Origin of the sequence: Bartonella sp. TT110JLCBS (assembly GCF_042193405.1) — a bacterium.
Lineage (GTDB): Bacteria > Pseudomonadota > Alphaproteobacteria > Rhizobiales > Rhizobiaceae > Bartonella.
Map to the genome: position 1 here is coordinate 32,896 of NZ_JBHILT010000013.1, position 20,955 is coordinate 53,850.

The 20,955-nt window shown below is 37.6% G+C and carries 15 protein-coding genes; 6 read left to right on the forward strand and 9 right to left on the reverse strand.

Annotated elements, in window-relative coordinates; all coding sequences use genetic code 11:
* The first annotated feature begins 444 nt into the window (after positions 1–444).
* Positions 445–609 carry a DUF4102 domain-containing protein gene (locus tag ACFILW_RS06515; protein ID WP_375623850.1) on the forward strand — a complete coding sequence of 55 codons (165 nt, stop codon included), beginning with the start codon at positions 445–447 and terminating at the stop codon, positions 607–609.
* A 215-nt stretch (positions 610–824) separates the two neighbouring features.
* Here the strand turns inward: ACFILW_RS06515 and ACFILW_RS06520 are convergent, their stop codons facing one another.
* The 6 genes from ACFILW_RS06520 to ACFILW_RS06545 all read right to left on the reverse strand — a co-directional run bounded on the left by ACFILW_RS06520 (position 825) and on the right by ACFILW_RS06545 (position 10,019).
* Positions 825–1,454, reverse strand: a complete 630-nt coding sequence (locus ACFILW_RS06520) for a DNA-3-methyladenine glycosylase I (RefSeq protein WP_375623848.1) — start codon at positions 1,452–1,454, stop codon at positions 825–827.
* Positions 1,432–2,862 (reverse strand): exodeoxyribonuclease VII large subunit, encoded by a 1,431-nt coding sequence (xseA, locus tag ACFILW_RS06525; RefSeq protein ID WP_375623846.1) that lies wholly within the window; start codon positions 2,860–2,862, stop codon positions 1,432–1,434. Before xseA ends, ACFILW_RS06520 begins: the two co-directional genes overlap by 23 nt.
* Positions 2,863–3,324: 462 nt before the next feature.
* Complete coding sequence (locus tag ACFILW_RS06530; protein ID WP_375623844.1) at positions 3,325–4,956, reverse strand: ABC transporter substrate-binding protein; 1,632 nt, start codon at positions 4,954–4,956, stop codon at positions 3,325–3,327.
* A gap of 868 nt (positions 4,957–5,824) precedes the next feature.
* Positions 5,825–7,456: an ABC transporter substrate-binding protein gene (locus tag ACFILW_RS06535; protein ID WP_375646403.1), complete on the reverse strand. Its 1,632-nt coding sequence runs from the start codon at positions 7,454–7,456 to the stop codon at positions 5,825–5,827.
* 376 nt (positions 7,457–7,832) lie between these two features.
* Positions 7,833–8,021, reverse strand: coding sequence for an exodeoxyribonuclease VII large subunit (locus ACFILW_RS06540; protein ID WP_375623842.1), 189 nt, complete (start codon positions 8,019–8,021; stop codon positions 7,833–7,835).
* A 372-nt stretch (positions 8,022–8,393) separates the two neighbouring features.
* On the reverse strand, positions 8,394–10,019 hold the full coding sequence (locus tag ACFILW_RS06545) for an ABC transporter substrate-binding protein (protein ID WP_375685386.1): 1,626 nt from the start codon (positions 10,017–10,019) through the stop codon (positions 8,394–8,396).
* 1,075 nt (positions 10,020–11,094) lie between these two features.
* Between ACFILW_RS06545 and ACFILW_RS06550 the strand changes: the two genes are divergently transcribed.
* Complete coding sequence (locus ACFILW_RS06550) at positions 11,095–11,376, forward strand: DUF6460 domain-containing protein (RefSeq protein WP_375613505.1); 282 nt, start codon at positions 11,095–11,097, stop codon at positions 11,374–11,376.
* Positions 11,377–11,398: 22 nt separating this feature from the next.
* Here the strand turns inward: ACFILW_RS06550 and ACFILW_RS06555 are convergent, their stop codons facing one another.
* From ACFILW_RS06555 to ACFILW_RS06565, 3 genes are all read right to left on the reverse strand, one after another.
* Complete coding sequence (locus ACFILW_RS06555) at positions 11,399–12,208, reverse strand: TIGR02186 family protein (RefSeq protein WP_375623838.1); 810 nt, start codon at positions 12,206–12,208, stop codon at positions 11,399–11,401.
* A 2-nt stretch (positions 12,209–12,210) separates the two neighbouring features.
* On the reverse strand, positions 12,211–13,131 hold the full coding sequence (locus ACFILW_RS06560) for a sulfite exporter TauE/SafE family protein (protein ID WP_375623836.1): 921 nt from the start codon (positions 13,129–13,131) through the stop codon (positions 12,211–12,213).
* A gap of 183 nt (positions 13,132–13,314) precedes the next feature.
* A complete protein-coding gene (locus ACFILW_RS06565; RefSeq protein ID WP_375685387.1) occupies positions 13,315–14,130 on the reverse strand; it encodes a hypothetical protein in 816 nt (271 codons plus the stop codon).
* A gap of 512 nt (positions 14,131–14,642) precedes the next feature.
* Here ACFILW_RS06565 and ACFILW_RS06570 point away from each other — a divergent pair.
* From ACFILW_RS06570 to rsmI, 4 genes are all read left to right on the forward strand, one after another.
* Positions 14,643–15,389, forward strand: coding sequence for an electron transfer flavoprotein subunit beta/FixA family protein (locus tag ACFILW_RS06570; protein ID WP_375685388.1), 747 nt, complete (start codon positions 14,643–14,645; stop codon positions 15,387–15,389).
* A 51-nt stretch (positions 15,390–15,440) separates the two neighbouring features.
* On the forward strand, positions 15,441–16,361 hold the full coding sequence (locus ACFILW_RS06575; protein ID WP_375623830.1) for an electron transfer flavoprotein subunit alpha/FixB family protein: 921 nt from the start codon (positions 15,441–15,443) through the stop codon (positions 16,359–16,361).
* Positions 16,362–16,364: 3 nt separating this feature from the next.
* Positions 16,365–18,026: a 4Fe-4S dicluster domain-containing protein gene (locus ACFILW_RS06580; protein WP_375685389.1), complete on the forward strand. Its 1,662-nt coding sequence runs from the start codon at positions 16,365–16,367 to the stop codon at positions 18,024–18,026.
* 2,038 nt (positions 18,027–20,064) lie between these two features.
* Positions 20,065–20,952 carry a 16S rRNA (cytidine(1402)-2'-O)-methyltransferase gene (gene rsmI / locus ACFILW_RS06585; protein ID WP_375623826.1) on the forward strand — a complete coding sequence of 296 codons (888 nt, stop codon included), beginning with the start codon at positions 20,065–20,067 and terminating at the stop codon, positions 20,950–20,952.
* Positions 20,953–20,955 lie beyond the last annotated feature (3 nt).

Sequence of the window (20,955 nt, forward strand, 5' to 3'; positions counted from 1 at the left end):
GAACTCTCGTTTCCAGCGGAAACATACAGAGATTCAACGAAGCAATGTAGTGGATACAAGCCTGCATGAGCTTAATCATCTTCCAAAAAATTGGAGCGCACACGCGGCAAGATCACTCTACTAATAGAGGAAAGCTATCAGATAATAAAACCCAACACAAGCAGCTTGAGTCATTTAACTTTAATTTTTCATCGCTGCATTTCATTTTATATTGCCTAGGTAAGCATTGGGCAATCAACCTACATATAAATAAACCAACAGTCATATAAGCAAAGAAAAACAATGCAACAACAGCACCCCATCTAACAACCACTTTGCATTCGTCAACAAACATGAATAAAATATTCAATTAATTATAACAGTCATGTTATTAACGGAAATAAAAAAACTCTTCTGAACCATTACAAATGCCAAAGACTGTTTCCCAACATTGAGAGCTAGTAAATGTGTGATGGTGCCGATTTGCTCCTTCATAAACCTAAAGATGGAGTGCATTATGGACTTATCTGTCATACCATTCACGGGCTGCGTCGCGAAATGGGCTTTGGTGTACTAAATGTTTCTTTAAAACATACAAGACATCACCATGATCTAACTTCAGATACATAACAGTTAAGATATCACTCCTTTTTGCGTCTGTTTTTTCATCCTCAAAATTATACCTTTATCGTTTTTAGTGCCAACAACAATAAAAAATCATTGATATTCTATAGTTTGTATATTTCAATTATCTTATACAGTGGAATTGTATAATTTATACATTTATTAAATAATTCAATTATTATCCTATTGATCATTACTCTTACAAAAGAAAATTTGCCAATTTATCGACAAAAACATCCTTCAAGATGATCATTAACAATCCCTACAGACTGCATAAAAGCATAACAAATTGTGGGGCCAGCGAATGTCCAGCCACGTTTCTTCAAGTCTTGAGAAAGACGAAGAGAAGCAGGAGTTATGGGATGAGCCGACAGTGTTTGAAAGTCTATCTTTTCATAACGCTCTGATTGTGGTGGTTGAAAAGACCAAAAATAGTGGGACAGACTCCCCCACTCTGTTATAATTTCCTGTGCTCTCAATGCATTATTAAGCACCGATTGAATTTTTCCTTGATGGCGAACAATGTCTTTATTCTGCATTAACATTAGCACCTTTAGCTCATCATAATGAGCAATCTTTTCAAAATCAAAGTGATCAAATGCAATGCGAAAAGAAGAGCGTTTTTTTAAAATTGTCAACCAAGAAAGCCCCGCTTGGAAACCTTCAAGACAAATTTTTTCAAACAAATGGATATCCTCAAAAACAGGCTTTCCCCATTCATTATCATGATAAGCACAATAAAGTGGATCCGTTCCAGCCCATGCGCAACGAACTTTTCCATCCACTCCCTTAAGAAGACCTTCCGCAAGCATTGCATTACCCCCCGTATTAAAAGAGCATTCCTTGATCATCACTAGGCGATTTTATTTGCTTATGTTTTGAACGTTTAGCGGAAACAGGCTCTTGTGTTGCAACACGGATATCACCATCAAAAAAACGTAAATTTATGTGCCCCGTTTCAGGAAACTGAGCCAAGCGTTTAATGGGCTTATTCTCTTTCCCCAAAGCCAAAACAAAACCGCGCTCCAAAATATTCTGATATGAAGTGCTCCTTAAAAGCCTAGATACTACCTCTAACCCAGCACGTTGTTTTTCCACACTACGCACAAAAGCACGCTGAAGACGTGCCGTATATTCCTTTGTATTGCGTTGTGCTTTTTCAGTATTAAGCAAACGCGGTGAAAGACGCACACCAAGTGCATGAAAAGAAAAACGTTTTTTATCGTAGCTCACACAAAGAGCACGCTGTAATCGACTTGAAATTTCATCACAACCACGCCGTGGTAGAGCAAAAAGTTGATCGGCAGTCGGAAGAGCTCGTAGAGCAGCACGCAGTTTTTGTCGATAAAAATCAAAATAACGCGCAAGTCCCGTGCGCAAACGTGCACCAAGCGATGCCACCAGCACCTCGAGATCAAGCTTAACAGGAACAGCCCGTTCTGCTGCAGCAGTGGGAGTTGGAGCGCGCCAATCAGCCACATAATCAATCAAGGTCCAGTCCGTTTCATGCCCAACAGCAGAAATAACAGGAAGAGAAGATTCATAAACAGCACGAACAACAGCTTCGTCATTAAATCCCCACAAATCTTCTAAACTTCCCCCTCCCCGTGCAACAATAAGAAGATCAGGCTTAGGAACAACGCCTCCTAAAGGCAACGCATTAAACCCTTCAACAGCAGCAGCCACTTCTTTCCCACTTGTTTCCCCCTGAACACGTACAGGCCAAACCAAAATATGCAACGGAAAACGATCGGATATACGATGAATAATATCACGAATAACAGCACCTGTTGGTGATGTTACAACGCCTATAATTCGAGGCATATAAGGCAAAGCTTTTTTCTTAGCTTCATCAAATAAACCTTCTTCTAAAAACTTTTTCTTACGATTTTCAAGAAGTGTCATCAAAGCACCAACCCCAGTTGGTTCAAGAGCCTCAATGACAATTTGATATTTTGATGATCCTGGATACGTCGTAAGTCTACCAACAGCAACCACTTCCATCCCTTCTTCAGGAGGAAATTTGAGCTTTTCCATCACTCCACGCCAAATAACAGCTTCCAACCGCGCCTTATCATCTTTTAAAGCAAAATAAGCATGTCCTGAAGCATGAGCACCACGGTAACCTGATATCTCCCCACGCACCCGTACATAACCAAACTTTTCCTCAACAACACGCTTTAAAGCCCCTGCTATTTCGGAAACAGTAAATTCCGCAACATTCGTTGCACTTATTTTTTCATCAAACAAATTTGCCATTTTTCAATTCACGGAAATTGAAATATTCAGTCTTAACATTCACACAAACACATTTTTAATTTTAACGAAATTGATTTCCTCCCAACATCTCAAAGGATGGAGATTACTATCAGTCCACCGGACTAGCTTCTCTCGGTGGGATTACACCTGCTGACCACTCCATGCGGTTTACTTCATAGGCGCGACAGCCAAGCCCTACCCTGAATACTGATCACGATATCTAAAAACACTTAATATGTAAAGCTTTTCATGCCTTATATCACCGCTCTAAACAACAGTATTTTATGGCGTAATAAGATAAAAGAGCTCTTTAAATAGCGTATCTTGAAATTACATTCTATACACAACATATCAATGCGCTACCGATAAGCTTCAACGTTTTGCAAAGTTCTTAACCCCCATACAAAACGCTGAAGTTATCATGATTTCATTCTTGTTGTATTTTACAGCATTAAAATCCACTTATTTTTCAATTGCACTATAAAAAATACGTGGAGCACTATTCCAAACCCATTTTTTGACATCAGGTGTCATCGCTATCGTGTGATACGTCTGATAAATAAAAGCATAAGGTCCTTTCTGCATAAATTCACGTTGCAAATCAGCATACATTTGCGCCCGTTTTTTGGGATCTTTTTGAAACAACGCATCTTGAACCTTTTGATTCATCGTTTCATCAAAATACCCATGGCACCAACTCGCATAGCCTGTATTTTTAGCCTCAAGCCGATTATCTGGATTATAAATAAGGCGTGAAGCCATTGTATGAGGATCCGCAGAATCATTATTCCATCCGAAAAAAATTGTATCAAAAGTACGTGCAGATAGTTTTGAAAATAACTGCGTGCCTACGAAGCGTTCAATTTTAAAACGCACTCCCACCTTTTTTGCATTGTCTTGGAGAGACTGAGCAATAGGCAACGCAAAAGGATAAGGAGAGGCACCGGCAAAAATACTGGCCTCAAAACCATCCGGATAACCTGCCTCTGTTAAAAGTTGCTTTGCTTTTTGGAGATCAAGTTTAAAGGGTTGTCCTTCTTTTTCATCCAAAGCTCCAAGATTACCAAGAGGAATAAAACTTGCACGTGGAATACCAACATCTTTGAGAAGCGTCTTACCGAGTCCTTCATAGTCAATAAGATAGCGCATCGCTAAACGCACTTTTTCATTGGCAAAAATAGGGTTTGTCACATTGAACCCCCATATGATCACGGATGGCTCTAACACTCTTTCAACTTTAATATCCGTTGTTGCTTGGAGATCTGCCAAATCCTCTGGCATCAGATTACGAGCAACATCGATATCGTGTTTTTGCAACAATAAACGTTGTGTTCCAGGTTCCGCAACATGGCGAATTAAAATCTTCTTCAATTTAGGCGCCTCCCCCCAATAATTGGAGCTTGCACGCAACAAAATTCCTTCTCCAGGGCGCCAACTCTCTAGCTGATAAGGACCAACGCAAGCAGAATGGCTTGCCAAATACCGGTTTCCCATATCACCATTTTTTTCGTGTTTCATGAGTGTCTCACGATCAAGCAAAGCAAGAGTACGACTAGTGGCAAAATGGCTAAGAATGAGCTCTGCTGGATAAGGTTTATCAAATTTCATCACCACCGTTTTGTCGTCCGGTGCTTGAAAAGCCTCATCAACGTTTTGTTCTGTGATACCATATTCATTAAATGTCGCCGCAGTAGCCATCTTCAATTGAACAACCCGCTTCATGCTCCAAATAAGATCATTAGCATTCGCAGGACGACCATCGTTGAACTTTAAACCATCACGCAAGTGAAAAGTAATCACCGTACTCTGATCATCACTTGAAACATCCCAACTCTTCGCTAAAGAAGGAACCATTTTAGCAGCATCATCTGTAGCAGAAACGACTAAATTATCACAAACATTAACAAGAACTTCATTACCATAACGGTCATTGATTTGTGCGGGATCAAATGTACTTATTGTATCAAGATTCCAAGCCATCACAAGCGTATCAGCAGGTGTTTTCGCTGAAACTTGTTGCACAAACATCCCCATTGCAAGAACAGCAGAAACAAAAGAACTGCCTTTTTTCAATATTTTTCTTTTCACGTTCATAGAATTTTCCTTTTAAGATTTAAGGTTATTGTATAACTTCCCCATGTGACAACATGCAAAAATGATAAGATCATGCTTAGAAAACACGCCTCCCAGAGGTAAAATATCAAAACCTCCAAGAGTAGCAGCCACTTTTCAAAAGCTCATTCTCCCCGAACACGTATAGGACAAATGAACATATGCAACGCAAAACGATCTGATTAAAATAAAGCTATCACGCACGATAGCACGCGACATCACTGCACTTACAATTCAGAGCATATCAGTCCAAAATTTTTCTTTGCTTCATCCAAAAGATTTCTTCTTCAAGTTTCTTCTTGTTATTTTCTAAAAAGTATCATCAAAGCGTTACTCTAATTGCTTCAAAACCCTCAAAACAATTTGATATTTTGATGATTCTGAATAAATTTTTAGTCGCCATATTCACCCTTCTTAAGAAGAAAACTCGAACCTTATTATAACTCCGTATCAAATAACAGCTTCGAACCTATAGATTATCATATTTTAAGCCATAAGGAGTGTAACCTGAGGTATAAGAAGAGTAGCTTGATGTTTCCCCACGTACCTGCATAAAATAGTTTTTTCACTAAAACATTTTAAAGTCCCCCATTTTTTCATAAACACTAAATTTTGCTTTATTCTTTACACCTGTCTTTTGCAACAAATAAATTTATTACTTTCTATACACGTAGAATTTATCGAGATAAATAACCTCTCTTCCCAATAGAATGTTTTGAAATAAAATTCTCTACACAACATAGTAATCCATTCCCTATAAAATTCAACGTACTGCAAAGTGTTAAAGAGCTTTGCAATACATTAAATATACATGATCATGTTTTTTATATTTTATAAACCTGATACCTTCTTATTTTTCAATTGCACTATAAAAAATGCGTGGTGCACTATTCCAAACCCATTTTTTGACATCAGGTGTCATCGCTACAGAAACATATGTCTGATAGATAAAAGCATAAGGTCCTTTCTGCATAAATTCACGTTGCAAATCAGCGTACATTTGCACTCGTTTTTGAGAATCTTTTTCAAACAACGCTTCTTGAACCTTTTGATTCATCGTTTCATCCAAATACCCATGGCACCAACTCGCATAGCCTGTATTTTTAGCCTCAAACCGATTATCAGGATTGTAAATAAGACGTGATGCCATTGTATGGGGATCTGCAGAGCCATTATTCCATCCGAAAAAAATCGTATCAAAACCACGCGCATAAAATTTTGAAAATAACTGCGTACCTACGAAACGTTCAATTTTAAAACGTACCCCCACTTTTTTTGCATTGTCTTGGAGGGACTGAGCAATAGGCAACGCAAAAGGATAAGGAGAGGCACCAGCAAAAATACTGGCCTCAAAACCATCCGGATAACCCGCCTCTGTTAAAAGTTGCTTTGCTTTTTGAAAATCAAGTTTAAAGGGTTGTCCTTCTTTTTCATCCAAAGCTCCAAGATTACCAAGAGGAATAAAACTTGCCCGTGGAACACCAACATCTTTGAGAAGCGTCTTACCGAGACCTTCATAGTCAATAAGATAGCGCATCGCTAAACGCACTTTTTCATTGGCAAAAATAGGGTTTGTCGTATTAAACCCCCATATGATCATGGAGGGCGCCAACACTTTTTCAACGTTAATATCCGTTGTTGCTTGGAGATCGGCCAAATCCTCTGGCATCAAATTACGTGCAACATCGATATCGTGTTTTTGCAACAATAAACGTTGTGTTCCAGGTTCCGCGACATGGCGAATTAAAATCTTCTTCAATTTAGGCGCCTCACCCCAATAATTGGAGCTTGCACGCAACAAAATCCCTTCTCCAGGACGCCAACTCTCTAGCTGATAAGGACCAACACAAGCAGAATGACTGGCCAAATATCGGTTTCCCATATCGCCATCTTGTTCGTTTTTCATGAGTGTCTCACGATCAAGCAAAGCAGCAGTGCGATTAGTGGAAATATTGCTAAGAATGAGCTCTGCTGGATAAGGCTTATCAAATTTCATCACCACCGTTTTCTCATCTGGTGCTTGAAAAGCCTCATCAACGTTTTGTTCTGTAATCCCATATTCATTAAATGTTGCCGCATTAGACAATTTTAATTTGACAACCCGCTTCATACCCCAAACAAGATCATTGGCATTCGCAGGACGACCATCATAAAACTTTAAACCATCACGCAAATGAAAAGTAATCACCGTACTCTGGTCATCACTTAAAACATCCCAACTCTTCGCTAACGAGGGAACCATTTTAGCAGCATCATCTGTAGCAGAAACGACTAAATTATCACAAATATTATTAACCACTTCAATTCCATAACGATCATTGAGTTGTGCAGGGTCAAATGTACTTATTGGATCGAGATTCCAAGCCATCACAAGCGTATCGGCAGGTGTTTTCGCTGAAACTTGTTGCACAAACATCCCCATTGCAAGAACAGCAGAAATAAAAGAACTGCCCTTTTTCAATATTTTTCTTTTCACGTTCATAGAACCTTTCACGTTCATAGAATTTTCCTTTTAACGTTTATTGTATAAATTCCCCATGCAGCAAAACGTGCTTAATAATTAAGTTTAGACGAACGATAGGCTCCTAAAGATCAAACTTTAAAACCTTCAAGAACAAGCACCTCTTGCCAATGACTCCTCCTGTCTACATTTATAAGCCAAACTAAAACATACAAAGGAAAACACTCTGATATACAATGAACGCTCACCAACAACAGAGCTTATTCACGATATCATAACGCCTACTATTGAAGACTATAAAACCTGTATTTTTTCTATCTTGTTAAGCAAGCTTGTCTCGTATTTCTTCCGGCGTATTCTATACCATCAAAACACTACCCCTTTTGGCTCAAGTACCTTAATAACAAAGAGCCTTCATAACAATTTGACTATTTGATAAAACAGAAAAACTCGTTAATTTGCCAAATGCAACGACTTTTATTCCTTCTTCAAAAGAAAATTTAATTTTTTCATCACTCCCCGTAAAATAGCACCCTTCAATTGGCATCTCATCATCTTTCAAAGCAAAAGAAAATATGAACACCATAAAAAACTGATATCCCTTGTGTACCCCTCATAACAAAACTTTCCTTCAACATCGCAAAACCTTTGCACCTTTAGCACGACTAAATTCCGCGACATTTGTTACACTTCGTTCTTTATGTTATACTCAGTTTTTTAACAAATAAATTGACCTCTTTCTAATTCAGAGAAATTGAAATATCGATCTTAACATCCACTTCAATACACCTATAATGAGAATGAAAAATCTCTTTAAACGAATGTCTTGAAAAGATATTCAACAATATATCACGCATTACTTATGATCTTCGACGCATTGCAAAGCTTAAAATTTATACAATACGCCGAATATATCATGACAATGCCCTTTATCTATTGAACAGCATTGAAGACACTCTTATTTTTCAATTTTACTATAAAAAATATGTGGCGCACTATTCCAAACCCACTTTTTGATATCAGGCGTCATCGCGATAACGGTATATTTCTGAAAGATAAACGCATAAGGTCCTTTTTGCATCAATTCACGTTGTAAATCAGCATAGAGTTGCGCTCGTTTTTGCGGATCTTTTTGAAACAACGCTTCTTCAACTTTTTGATTCATCGTTTCATCCAAATACCCATGCTGCCAACTAGGATAGGCTGTATTTTTAGCCTCAAGCCGATTATCTGGATTATAAACAAGACGTGAAGCCATTGTATGCGGATCCGCAGAATCGTTATTCCATCCGACAAAAATCGTATCAAAAGCCCGTGCATAAAGTTTAGAAAACAACTGTGTACCGGCCATCCGTTCAATTTTAAGACGCACCCCTGCCTTTGCGGCACTATCTTGGAGTGACTGAGCAACTAACACCCTATAAGGAGCATTTGATACGAGAAAATTTGCCTCAAATCCATTCGGATAACCAGCTTCTGCTAAAAGCTGCTTGGCTTTTGCAATATTAAATGTAAAGGGTTGCCCTTCTTTTTCATCTAAAGCCCCAAAGTTGCCAAGAGGAATAAAACTGGCCCGTGGAACACCAACACCTTTGAGAAGCTTCTTGCCAAGACCTTCATAATCTATGAGATAACGCATCGCCAAACGTACTTTTTCCTTAGCAAAAATAGGATTTGTCATGTTAAATCCCCAGTACATCATGGATGGCTCTAACACTTCTTCGATTTTAACATCTGTTGTTTTTTGCAGATCTGCAAGATCTTCAGGGGTCAAATCACGAGCAACATCAATATCGTGCTTTTGCAACAACAAACGTTGTGTTCCGGGCTCTGCAACATGGCGAATTAAAATCTGCTTCAATTTAGGCGCTTGTCCCCAATAGTGAGAGCTTGCACGCAACAAAAGAGCTTCTCCAGGGCGCCAACTTTTTAACTGATAAGGACCAACACAAGCAGCATGACTCTTCAAATACTGATTTCCCAAATCACCATCTTTTTCGTGTTTCATAATCGTGTTACGATCAAGCAAAGCTGTTGCAGGACTTGCAACAATATTATTAAGAATAAGTTCTGCTGGATAAGGTTTATCAAATTTCATCACAACTGTTTTCTTATCAGGAGCTTGCAAAGCATCATCAACATTTTGTTCTACAATTCCATATTCATTAAAAATTGCCGCATTACCCATCTTCAATTTGACAACCCGCTTCATACCCCAAACAAGATCATTGGCATTGGCTGATCTGCCATTATTAAACTTCAAACCATCACGCAAATGAAAAGTAATCACCGTACTGTGATCATCACCTGAAACATCCCAATGCGTTGCTAAAGCAGGAACCATTTTAGCAGGATCATCTGTCGCAGTACTGATCAAGTTATCACAAACGTTGCGAACAATTTCACTTCCATAAACATCATTGAGCTGCGCAGGATCAAATGTACTGATTGCGTCAAGATTCCAAGCCATCACAAGGGTATCAGCGGGTGTTTTTGCTGAAACTTGTTGTGCAACCATCGCCAAAGCTATAAAAGCAGAAACAAGAGAGCTGCTATTTTGTAATATTTTTTTCTTCAAGTTCATAGACTTTTCCTTTTAAAGTTTACTATATAAATTTCCCACACAACAAGCACATGCTTTAATAATAAGGTTAGATGATCCATAAGCGCCTCAAACAAAGTATTAAAACCTTCAAACAACACCACTTACCAACCACGGACTTCTACCCATCCCTATACCAAAACATGCAACAACAAACACTCTGACATACAATGAATACTCCCCCATAACAGAGCCTATTCATGATGTCATAACGCCTACGATTGAAGACTATAAAACCACTATTTTCTCTCTTTTGTCGGGTAAGCTTGCTCTTCTTTCCTCTCGCCTTTTTATGCCATCAAAAGACTCTTCCTTGTTAGCTTAAGCGCCTTAATAACAAAGATCTCTACTAACAATTTGACATTTAAAAAAACAGGAAAATTCACCCATCAACCGACATGACCTCCTCCCCCTACAAGAGGAATTTTGAATTTTTCCATAATCCTCTGCCAAATAACAGCTTTTAAATTATATTTTATTTCTAAATAAAAGGAGCATGGGCTCCCCCTGATATTCCTTTACGCACCCACACATAACAAAACTTTTTTCCACATCGTATTTTAAATACCTCTGCTCCTTTAACAACACTCAATTCATTGCTTACATTTTTTCAGTAAAAAATATCTTTTCAATGCACTAAGGTTGAAATACCTAAATATAATACCTATATAAGCACACCATTATCAGAATAGATAGTCTTTTTTTAAGTAAACTGTCTTAAAATATTATTTCTATACACGACAATAATAAGTTCGTTACAAAATCTTCAATAGACTAAAACTCTCACTCTGATAAAAAATGTCGAAACGTTATAAAATTTCTCTACAAATTTTCAGAAACAAAGGATATTCCTTCATTTCATAAAAAAGTGCCATGAAAATATCGCAAAAAATGCAATAAAACATGTGTATATTTCAAAAACCAGCACTGTTAACCAGAATAAGGTGATAAACTACAAAAAGTAAGAAAAAATAAAAAAATGTTTTTCCTTTATGATATTAACATCGCTGTACTATGATAATACAATAAAAAACACGATCTTCGAAAGTATCTTAGAATGAAGCGAAAAAAAAAATTATTAAATTCTTTTCATGCGTTTCTTGGAGAAAAATTAAGCCGCGTTAGTCTAAAATTGCTTATTCTTTCATTCTTCATTGGCATCGTAATGAATTTTTTGGGATGGACACCTCGAAACCTCATACAAAAAATAGTAGATTTTTTTCAATCACTATGGGAAGCAGGATTTATAACGCTTACAAATTTCTTCCATATAACTATGACGGGAGCTATTGTTGTTGTGCCTATTTTTCTTATCTTACGAATTTTTCATAAAAAATAAAAGCCTTAACATTTTCCTTGCGTTAATCTTTTCGAAAAATCAAACGACATAAAAATCCTGTAGTAATAGCAATAATCACTGCAACAATACCATATAAAAAACGATACTTGTGCGCTGCATAAAAAATTGTATAAGCAATATGTGCTTTAACAATTTCAAGAGTCGTTGTTGCACTATCAATAAACTGTCCATCACGAAAAAGATAAGCACGGACCTTATAATGTCCAACAGGAATATTGGTTGGCAAACGAAAATGTGCAGTAAAAAGCGTGTCAGAACCAAAACGAACACCCCCTACTTCCTCATAATAAAGGTTTTTAGCTTTTTGCAATTTTATAAGTTCATCGCGAAAGATCTGTATTTTTTTCTGATCTTGTTCATCCGTCTGCAATGGCAAATAGAGTAACCCTAACCCTAAGCGTTTATAATCTTCAATGCTCGTAATATCGTCAATTTCACGCGTTGTAACCATAGAGTAAAAAAGAGGAACCTTTTTAAAAATAAGAGAATCTGTATTAACCCATACACCAGCATTACGTTTTTTTTCTCGCATCACCATTGTTCGGTCTTGTCCCTCCAAGCTTACAACAACATCATAACGGTTCTGTCGAGAATATAATGGATCAACATTTTCTAAAACACCAGCAATATAAAGATCACGACCAGCAAAATTTGTATCCACAGTAATCGTATTCGTTGTTACGATAATTTGGACAGTTTCGTGATCAACTTGATCAATGAATGTCGCTGTCGTCCCAACATGTGACCATGAGGAAAAAGAAACAAAACAAAAGCAACTTGTAATAATGCATAAAGAAAATAATCTACCCATTTTTATCTCATAAGAACATCCAGAGAGAAAAGATTATCAGGGCGTATAAATAATTGAAAAGCAAGACGCATACACACAATCAACACCAAAAATGCAAGTGCCATACGTAATTGTTCGGCCTTTAACTTCCGTCCAGCTCGTGTTCCATATTGCGCACCAATACTGCCTCCCAGCATTAATAAAAAAGCTAGGACAATATCAACGGACTGATGAGTCATACTTTGCAAGACTGTCGTGAAAGAAGACACAAATGTGATCTGAAAAAGTGAAGTTCCAATCACCACATTGGTTGGAACACGCAGAAGGTAAATCAATGCTGGTACCATAAAGAACCCCCCACCAATTCCCATAATAGAAGACAACAACCCCACAATGAGACCAATCCCTAAAACTGGAATAATGCTGACATATATCATAGATGTCCGAAAACGCATTTTTAACGGTAAGCGATGAATCCAGTTATGTCGACCCGCAAGACGAATATTGGCTTTTCCTGCCTTACGCTTGCGCATCATATCATACCAACTTTCAACAATCATCAAGCTTCCTACACTTCCAAGAAGAATTACATAAAGAAGGGAAATCATTAAGTCTAATTGACCTAATTTTTTTAAAACAGAAAAAATTTGAATCCCGATTAAAGAACCACCCCCTCCTCCAATCGCCAAAAGAATACCAAGTTTGATATCGAGCGTACGTCTTCTAAAATGTGTAATCGCCCCTGTTACAGATGACGCAATCATCTGGTTTGCACCTGTTCCAACAGCAATAGCAGGAGGGATATTATAAAAAATCAATAAAGGTGTAATAAGAAAACCGCCCCCAATTCCAAAAAGACCAGAAAAAAAACCAGCAACGACTCCCATACCAATCAAAATCAGCATATTGAGTGACATTTCAGCAATTGGTAAATAAATACTCACTTACAGAACCTTCAAGATAATCTGAGGCTTTTTAACAATTGGAAAAATCTTTCTCCAATTATCCTCTTTTTCTAATAATCTTTGTTGCGTGTTTAAAAGGATAATTTTAGTTGCTATACAACTTTCGCATAATCCACGAATGCGCAATACATTTCACATCTATTAACATCAACATCATAAAAACTAAAAAAAGCGAGCTCCTTTTAAAAAGCTGTAAAGACATAACGTTATCGCTACCATAAATGCAACGATTAAAAAACAAAGAACACTTTTTTTTACCAAATGAGATAAAAACGAGACACTCCCCCGTGACTGCCCCTTTAAAGAAGAAAAATCATTTTCAATGCAATGATTAGGTGCCTGAACACCCATATCCTTTTCTTCTATCACAGCACACTCTACGGCTCCCTCAACCTTTTGAAAAGAAGGTTTCAGAGTATTATTTAGCAAAGAGCTTTTATTTTCTTTCTGCACCGCATTTTCAACATTTGTTTGGAGTGGAATTATACCGTTTTGTCTCGAAAAATTTTGAACTTTTTGAAGTGATAAAGGTTCTTTATTTCCCTCACATTCCATATGAGCAAGTTTTTGTACAACAGAATCAGGTGATTTTGAACGAGGACCACGTCGTGTTAGTGCTGCTTCTTCTAAGCTCTTTTTTTCACTCTGCAAACTTTGAACAATTGTTTTAATCTGCTCTAAAGACTGGAAAAGCTTTTTTTCCCTTTGACGACGGATATAATATTCAGCCAAAATGGCCCGACTAATATCATCTAAGTAAGATTTAAAATGCTCTTCTAAAGACCCCTGCTGTATCAAAGAACGGGAAGAATGCTTCATTTGCATTTGTGCATGAACAGTGCGTAATTTTTGAGCAATATCAGACATCGTTACGTCCATAGGCGCATCCCTTCTCTCTTTCTGCTCAACAAAAGAAGAGAATTTATCGTTCCTAACCTGATTGATCGGCTGGTTGATCGTATGACCCTTCGTATTCACAAACGCTTACCCCTCATTAACTTTCTGAAAAGAATCGCACAAATGATGAGTAAAGTGTGCTCTATTTTAGTAAATAGAGCTTTAAGAACGCTAAAAAACTTTTTTCCAGAAATATTTTTGCCCTATCTTCACCCCAAATATTTGAAAGAAGGCTTTTTAATTTTTCTTCCTTCAAGATTTGAAAAGCAAAATCATTCTCTCATTTTTATTTTTTTCACTTATTTTTCATTGCATAAAGCCCCTATTGCACCATCATAAACAGAGCATATAAAATGAAAAAAGAATATTCTCACAAAACAAATTGATTTTTTTACTTTTTATTCAAGCAAATAAGGCAATTATTGCAATGCAAAAGATATGAAAATTGAAAATGACGAAAAGAAAGTACAAGTAAACGTAAAAAAAGCTTATATGAAAGAAAACACAAGTTATAAATGAGACTCCATTCTAAACAATTTTGTTTCTTATGAGTATTGCTATAGACTTGTATTCATACAAATAAGAGGATCATCATGAAAATAATTGTCGCTGTCAAACGTGTTGTGGATTATAACATCAAGATACGCGTCAAGCCCGATAGCACAGGCGTTGATCTGTCTCACGTAAAAATGTCTATGAATCCTTTTGATGAGATAGCCGTAGAGGAAGCAATTCGCCAGAAAGAATCCGGTAAAATTTCAGAAGTTGTTCTTGTTTCAATTGGACCAGAAGCAGCCCAAGAAACTCTACGAACAGGACTTGCAATGGGGGCTGATCGCGCACTTCTTGTCACCACGGATCAAACACTTGAACCCTTAGCAATTGCTAAGGTTCTCAAAACCATTGTTGATGAAGAAAAACCTGATATGGTCTTTTTAGGAAAACAAGCGATTGATGACGATAGCAACCAAACAGGACAAATGCTCGCCGCTCTTCTTGGGTGGGGACAGGCAACTTTTGCCTCACATCTTAACATAGAAAATGGGCATGCGACAGTTATTCGTGAAGTTGATAATGGAACACAAACCCTTTCTCTTCCCCTTCCCATGGTTATGACCGCCGATCTACGGCTCAATGAACCGCGCTACACCTCTCTCCCTAATATCATGAAAGCAAAAAAGAAAATCATTGAACAAAAAGCGCTGACTGATCTTGGCATCGATACGAAAGCACGCTTAACAATTTTAAGCGTTGAAGAACCCAACCCCCGTCAATCTGGTATTAAAGTAGCGAATGTAGAAGAGCTTGTCAGTGCGCTAAAACAAAAAAACTGCATTTAATATTCTCACCATTAGCGTAAAAGCAACACTCACATAAAAAGGCAAAAATTTATGGCAACTCTTTTATTGGCCGATCATAATATAGAAGAAACCGCAAAAGCACTCACCGCAGCGCGCGCACTCAGTAACGATATCGATATTTTGCTTTGCGGAGAAAAAATTCAAACAATAGCGGAAAACAGTGCTAAACTTAATGGTGTGCGGCAAATTCTTATTGCCGAAGCAGACTATTTAGCCCATCAACTCGCCGAACCTATAGCAGACACAATTCTCACATTAGCAAATGATTACGATGTGATCATGGCTGCATCCAGCAGCACTGGGAAAAATGTGATGCCACGCGTAGCAGCTCTTCTTGATCTTATGCAAATTTCAGATATTACCGCCGTTCTTTCTCCCGATACTTTCAAACGACCAATTTATGCAGGCAATGCATTTGAAACTGTACGCACCAATGATCACAAAAAGATTATAACAGTTCGCACCGCTTCTTTCACACCAACACCTTCCCAAAATAATTCTGCTCCCATTAAAACAATAACGCCAGCTGCCAATCCAAATCTTTCTTCTTTCGTAAAAGAAGAAACCAACAAAAGTGATCGTCCTGATCTTACCTCAGCCCGTGTTATTATATCAGGCGGACGCGGTCTTGGTTCTCAAGAGCAATTTATGGCACTTCTTCTTCCCCTTGCAAACAAATTAAATGCCGCTTTGGGTGCCAGTCGCGCAGCAGTGGACGCAGGCTATGCGCCCAATGATTGGCAAATTGGACAAACAGGAAAAGTCGTTGCCCCTGAACTCTATATTGCCGTTGGCATTTCCGGTGCAATCCAACATTTAGCCGGTATAATGGATGCACAAATTATTGTTGCCATTAATAAAGATGAAGAAGCTCCCATCATGCAAATTGCCGATTATGCTCTTGTAGGTGACCTCCATCAAATTATTCCAGAATTGGAGAAAGCTTTATAAACCATGAAAGCACCTCTGCATGACCAGCGTGAAAGTATGGAGTTTGACATAGTCATTGTCGGAGCAGGACCTGCAGGGCTTTCTGCCGCAATTCGTTTGAAACAAATTAACCCTGAGCTTTCTATCGCAATTATTGAAAAAAGTACCGAAGTTGGTGCACATATCCTCTCTGGCGCAGTTGTTGACCCCATTGGTATCAATACACTCTTACCAGAATGGCGAAATGACAATGACCATCCCTTCACGACCCTTGTTACCCGTGACCAGTTTTTTTTTCTAAAACCTCAAAAGGCTACAATATTTCCCAATATTTTGCATCCCAAAATCTTATCAAATGACGGGTGTTATATCGTTTCGCTTGGAAACGTCTGCCGCTGGCTAAGCAAAAAAGCTGAAGCATTGGGTGTTGAAATCTATCCTGGTTTTGCCGTAACAGAGACCATTCAAAACGATAACAGAGCGATCATTGGTGTTCTCACCGGTGATATGGGGCTTAACAAAGATGGAAGCCACGGAAAAAATTATATGCCTGGTATGGCTTTATTGGCAAAATATACTTTAATTGCGGAAGGAGCACGCGGCTCAATTACAAAACAACTGATACAACATTTTAATCTTAGCAAAAACCGTGAACCACAAAAATTCGGTCTTGGTCTCAAAGAGCTCTGGGAAATTGATCCCCACAAACACCAACGCGGTTTAGTACAACATTTCACCGGTTGGCCCTTAGACAATAATACCGGGGGTGGTGGCTTTATTTATCACCAAGAAAACAATATCATTTCTGTCGGTTTTGTTGTACACTTAGATTACAAAAATCCTTATCTTTCTCCCTTTGAAGAATTTCAACGTTTTAAAACACATCCAAAACTCTATGAAATCTTCAAAGGTGCAAAACGTCTTTCCTATGGTGCACGTGTTATCAGCGAGGGAGGTTGGCAATCTGTACCAAAACTCACCTTTCCTGGTGGAGCACTTATTGGCTGCTCTGCTGGATTTGTTAATGTTCCGCGTATCAAAGGATCACATAATGCCATCTTATCTGGCATATTAGCTGCCGATAAAATCGCTACCGCTCTTGCACAAGGGCGTGCCCATGATGAGGTGAAAGAAATCGAAGAACAGTGGCGAAAAGGGCTCATTGGCAAAGATCTTTATAAAGTGCGAAATGCCAAACCACTCTGGGCAAAATATGGGACAAAATATGGAATTAAACTTGCCGGTTTTGATATGTGGTGGCAACAACTGTTCGGATTTTCTTTATTTAAAACACTCTCCCATGGAAAAGAAGATTATGCATGCCTTGAACCAGCAAAAAAATTTCAACCCATTGCTTACCCAAAACCAGATGGTGTTGTAACCTTTGATCGCCTTTCAAGTGTTGCCCTTTCCAATACACATCATGAAGAAAATCAACCTTGCCATTTAAAAATAGCCTCATTAAAAAAACAAAAGGACTCTGAATATGCAATCTACGGAGGACCTTCCACAAACTATTGCCCCGCCGCTGTCTACGAATGGCTAGAGGATAATGACCATCTGACTTATATGATCAACGCTTCAAATTGCATACATTGTAAAACATGCGACATCAAAGATCCGAACCAAAATATCACTTGGACCTGTCCGCAAGGCAATGAGGGCCCCTTCTATCCTAATATGTAACCCTCACTATATGATTATTGTTCTTTCTCCTAAATTGAAATACTTCCCTCAGATCAGAAATCTATCAATCATCTTCCTATATAGGTTCTTTCATAGTGTAAAATGGACTCTATTCTCATATAAAATACTCTCCTCACTGCATGATTTTTTTCAATAAAAAAACAAGAATGAAGATATCTTGACCATTCTGCTATAAAAATACAGACACTGCTCTCAACAGTCTGTACAAAGGCAAAGCTGTGGCTCTACTTTGCTCCCTCCCCCATGATCCAAAATGGATTTATCCCCCTCAAAGAAAACTCAATCGTTTCAAAAAGCCAAGAATAAAACCCATGGAGATATGCTTCGAGTTTGTTTTATCTCCTATCCTTTGCCAAGCAATTTTCACTAAAGGAAACCACGGATGAATGTAGAAAAAAGAAAATATTGCATGACACAGAGCATGCTTATTTAATCACTCTCAATGTTTCTACTGATAAAGATATCCCCAAATCTAAGTATCACATAAACTTTTTACGCTCAAATCAAGGGTAGTCTATACATTGTCTTGCATCTAACCTTTACAGATGGAATGCAAAGAATGTGTAAAAACACCATAAGAATAAAAAGCCATAAGCGCTATCATTATTGGAAATAATATCTGACAAAACCTAAATGTCTTTCCAATTCATGACCATTCTATTACGCGTTTTATAGCGTATTTTCTTTATAAAGCTTGTACTTTCTCTGTAGCTTGTAAATCAACATCCAAATCGAACACAAGCGGCATATATGAAAGAAAGATAAAGGTGAACGAAAGCGAGGCATTCCAGCTTTTGTATCCTGAGCAAAAATCTTGCATATTCTATTTAAATTTTCCCTGAAATGAAAATACAGCTTCACTGAGTAAGAATATGAGGTCTGAAAGGAAGAAATCTGTTTCACATCTTTATCATCATCTTTTCATGCGGTTTTACGACTTTCAAAAACATCACACTATCTTTTAAAAAAGAGAGATTACGTATTATCCCTGCTTTTATGACTTGCATTTTTTATGGGAGCATATCCTTCAAAAAAATAAAACGCCCAAAATTAAAACAAACTTGTATTGCTTATCTATGGATTTATTTTTAAAAGATAGCTCTCAATATATATCGAACAATTCTTTCGCGATAAATCTTGAGAAAAATATCTCGTATTCTCGTAAATGAATAGTTCCATATTTACGCAATAAAAAGTATAAACCGGCAGCATCACTTTCTTTGCTAACTCCAATGTTGCGATAGCCTTTGCTTTAAGAGAGCTCAAAAAGGCATTTTACTCCTTTTTTACTCATCTTCAACGACACACCAATCCTCCTTGTGATGCATACAAATGATTTTAATTCATTGATGATAAGAGGCGTTAAAATGAGATAATTTTACGATATTTAAGGCGCCTACTCTATAGGCAAAAAATAACAAATTATCCATTATAAATCAAATAATTAAGATAAAAATGAACCTTGAAAGTTTTTAAGATATTCTTTATATCTGTTAAGGGGGAAGAGAATAGGACAAAATGAAATATTTTGCTAAGAAGGGCTTATATTTGATCAATAACGATATAGCGAGTTGTTTGTGTTTTAAAAGGATCTGCTGACGTTTACTCAGAAGAACAGTTTGAATATCAATAGAGCATTTGAAAGATGGGCGTTATGGAAATAATTGAGAAAGTTTAGCTTGTAAAAGAGCACAACCAAGCGTGAAATATAGGCACAGGTAAAATTGTTTTTGGTTCTCAAAGGAAAAACTTTATAGAAAATTATAGAGCTGATAGGATATTGGATACATCTGGAGTCTGTTTTTTTGAAAAAGATCATGCTGACCAAAACAGATGATAATGTTAGTGAATATGAAGGTAAAACTATTGTATTGTGGGAGTATCAACTATTCGAGCAAAGTAAGCCTTTGTAATGATAAAAAATGTACTGGTAAAAAATGAACAAAAATGGCTTATAAAGCTTATGAGTATGAATAAAAATCTTGTGGTGAGGGGAATTTGATGAAAAGAAAAGAGCATGTGTGAAAAAGCATATTTTATAGGTGCGCATGCTTATTCTGCCCCCGTTATAGAACCAGGGCTTTATCTTGTAGCAACGCCTATTGGAAATCTTGCAGATATTACGCTTCGTGCTTTGCAAGTGCTTGCAGGAATTGATATTTTAGCGTGTGAAGATACGCGGGTAACACGTGTTTTGTTGCAACGTTATGGTATTCAGAAAAAAACTTTTCTTTATCATGAATATAATGCGCAAAAAGCGGGGCCGAAGCTCTTAGCCGCTTTGGCAGAAAATAAAACGGTAGCGCTTGTTTCCGATGCGGGAACGCCACTTATTTCTGATCCCGGATTTCGATTGGTAGAAAAGGCACGTAAAGCTGGTCATAAAATTATTCCGATCCCTGGAGCATCAGCTCTTTTAACCGCTCTTATACCAACAGGGCTTCCTACGGATAGCTTTTTCTTTGCAGGTTTTTTGAGTGCACGCAAGCGACAGCGTCAAAAACGATTGGAACAATTAAAAGAGATTCCAGCGACTTTGATTTTTTATGAATCACCGCATCGTCTTGTTGAAACTTTACAGGATATGGTCACGCTTTTTTCGGCTGATCGACCTGCCGCAATTTGTCGTGAATTAACAAAAAAGTTTGAAACAGTGGATGCTTCCAATTTGGGGAATTTGTTGGAATCTTACAAAAAACAATCACATATTCGTGGAGAAATTGTTGTACTTGTTGGAGAATCATCTTCTTCTTTAAACGTGATGAGTGATCAAGAAGTTGATGAAATGTTATTAAAACTCTCGCGGACACATTCTGCTGCTCAGGCAGCAGCTTTGGTTGCAAAAAAGACCGGTTTTAAAAAACAGGAACTTTTTCAGCGGTTAAATTTTTTAAAAAATGCATAAAAT

What these genes read in the sequence shown, in the direction of transcription:
- ACFILW_RS06515 (WP_375623850.1), top strand. Translation starts at nt 445, where the DNA reads ATGTGTGATGGTGCCGATTTGCTCCTTCATAAACCTAAAGATGGAGTG.
- ACFILW_RS06520 (WP_375623848.1), bottom strand. Translation starts at nt 1,454, where the DNA reads ATGATCAAGGAATGCTCTTTTAATACGGGGGGTAATGCAATGCTTGCG.
- xseA (WP_375623846.1), bottom strand. Translation starts at nt 2,862, where the DNA reads ATGGCAAATTTGTTTGATGAAAAAATAAGTGCAACGAATGTTGCGGAA.
- ACFILW_RS06530 (WP_375623844.1), bottom strand. Translation starts at nt 4,956, where the DNA reads ATGAACGTGAAAAGAAAAATATTGAAAAAAGGCAGTTCTTTTGTTTCT.
- ACFILW_RS06535 (WP_375646403.1), bottom strand. Translation starts at nt 7,456, where the DNA reads ATGAACGTGAAAAGAAAAATATTGAAAAAGGGCAGTTCTTTTATTTCT.
- ACFILW_RS06540 (WP_375623842.1), bottom strand. Translation starts at nt 8,021, where the DNA reads ATGGTGTTCATATTTTCTTTTGCTTTGAAAGATGATGAGATGCCAATT.
- ACFILW_RS06545 (WP_375685386.1), bottom strand. Translation starts at nt 10,019, where the DNA reads ATGAACTTGAAGAAAAAAATATTACAAAATAGCAGCTCTCTTGTTTCT.
- ACFILW_RS06550 (WP_375613505.1), top strand. Translation starts at nt 11,095, where the DNA reads ATGAAGCGAAAAAAAAAATTATTAAATTCTTTTCATGCGTTTCTTGGA.
- ACFILW_RS06555 (WP_375623838.1), bottom strand. Translation starts at nt 12,208, where the DNA reads ATGGGTAGATTATTTTCTTTATGCATTATTACAAGTTGCTTTTGTTTT.
- ACFILW_RS06570 (WP_375685388.1), top strand. Translation starts at nt 14,643, where the DNA reads ATGAAAATAATTGTCGCTGTCAAACGTGTTGTGGATTATAACATCAAG.
- ACFILW_RS06575 (WP_375623830.1), top strand. Translation starts at nt 15,441, where the DNA reads ATGGCAACTCTTTTATTGGCCGATCATAATATAGAAGAAACCGCAAAA.
- ACFILW_RS06580 (WP_375685389.1), top strand. Translation starts at nt 16,365, where the DNA reads ATGAAAGCACCTCTGCATGACCAGCGTGAAAGTATGGAGTTTGACATA.
- rsmI (WP_375623826.1), top strand. Translation starts at nt 20,065, where the DNA reads ATGTGTGAAAAAGCATATTTTATAGGTGCGCATGCTTATTCTGCCCCC.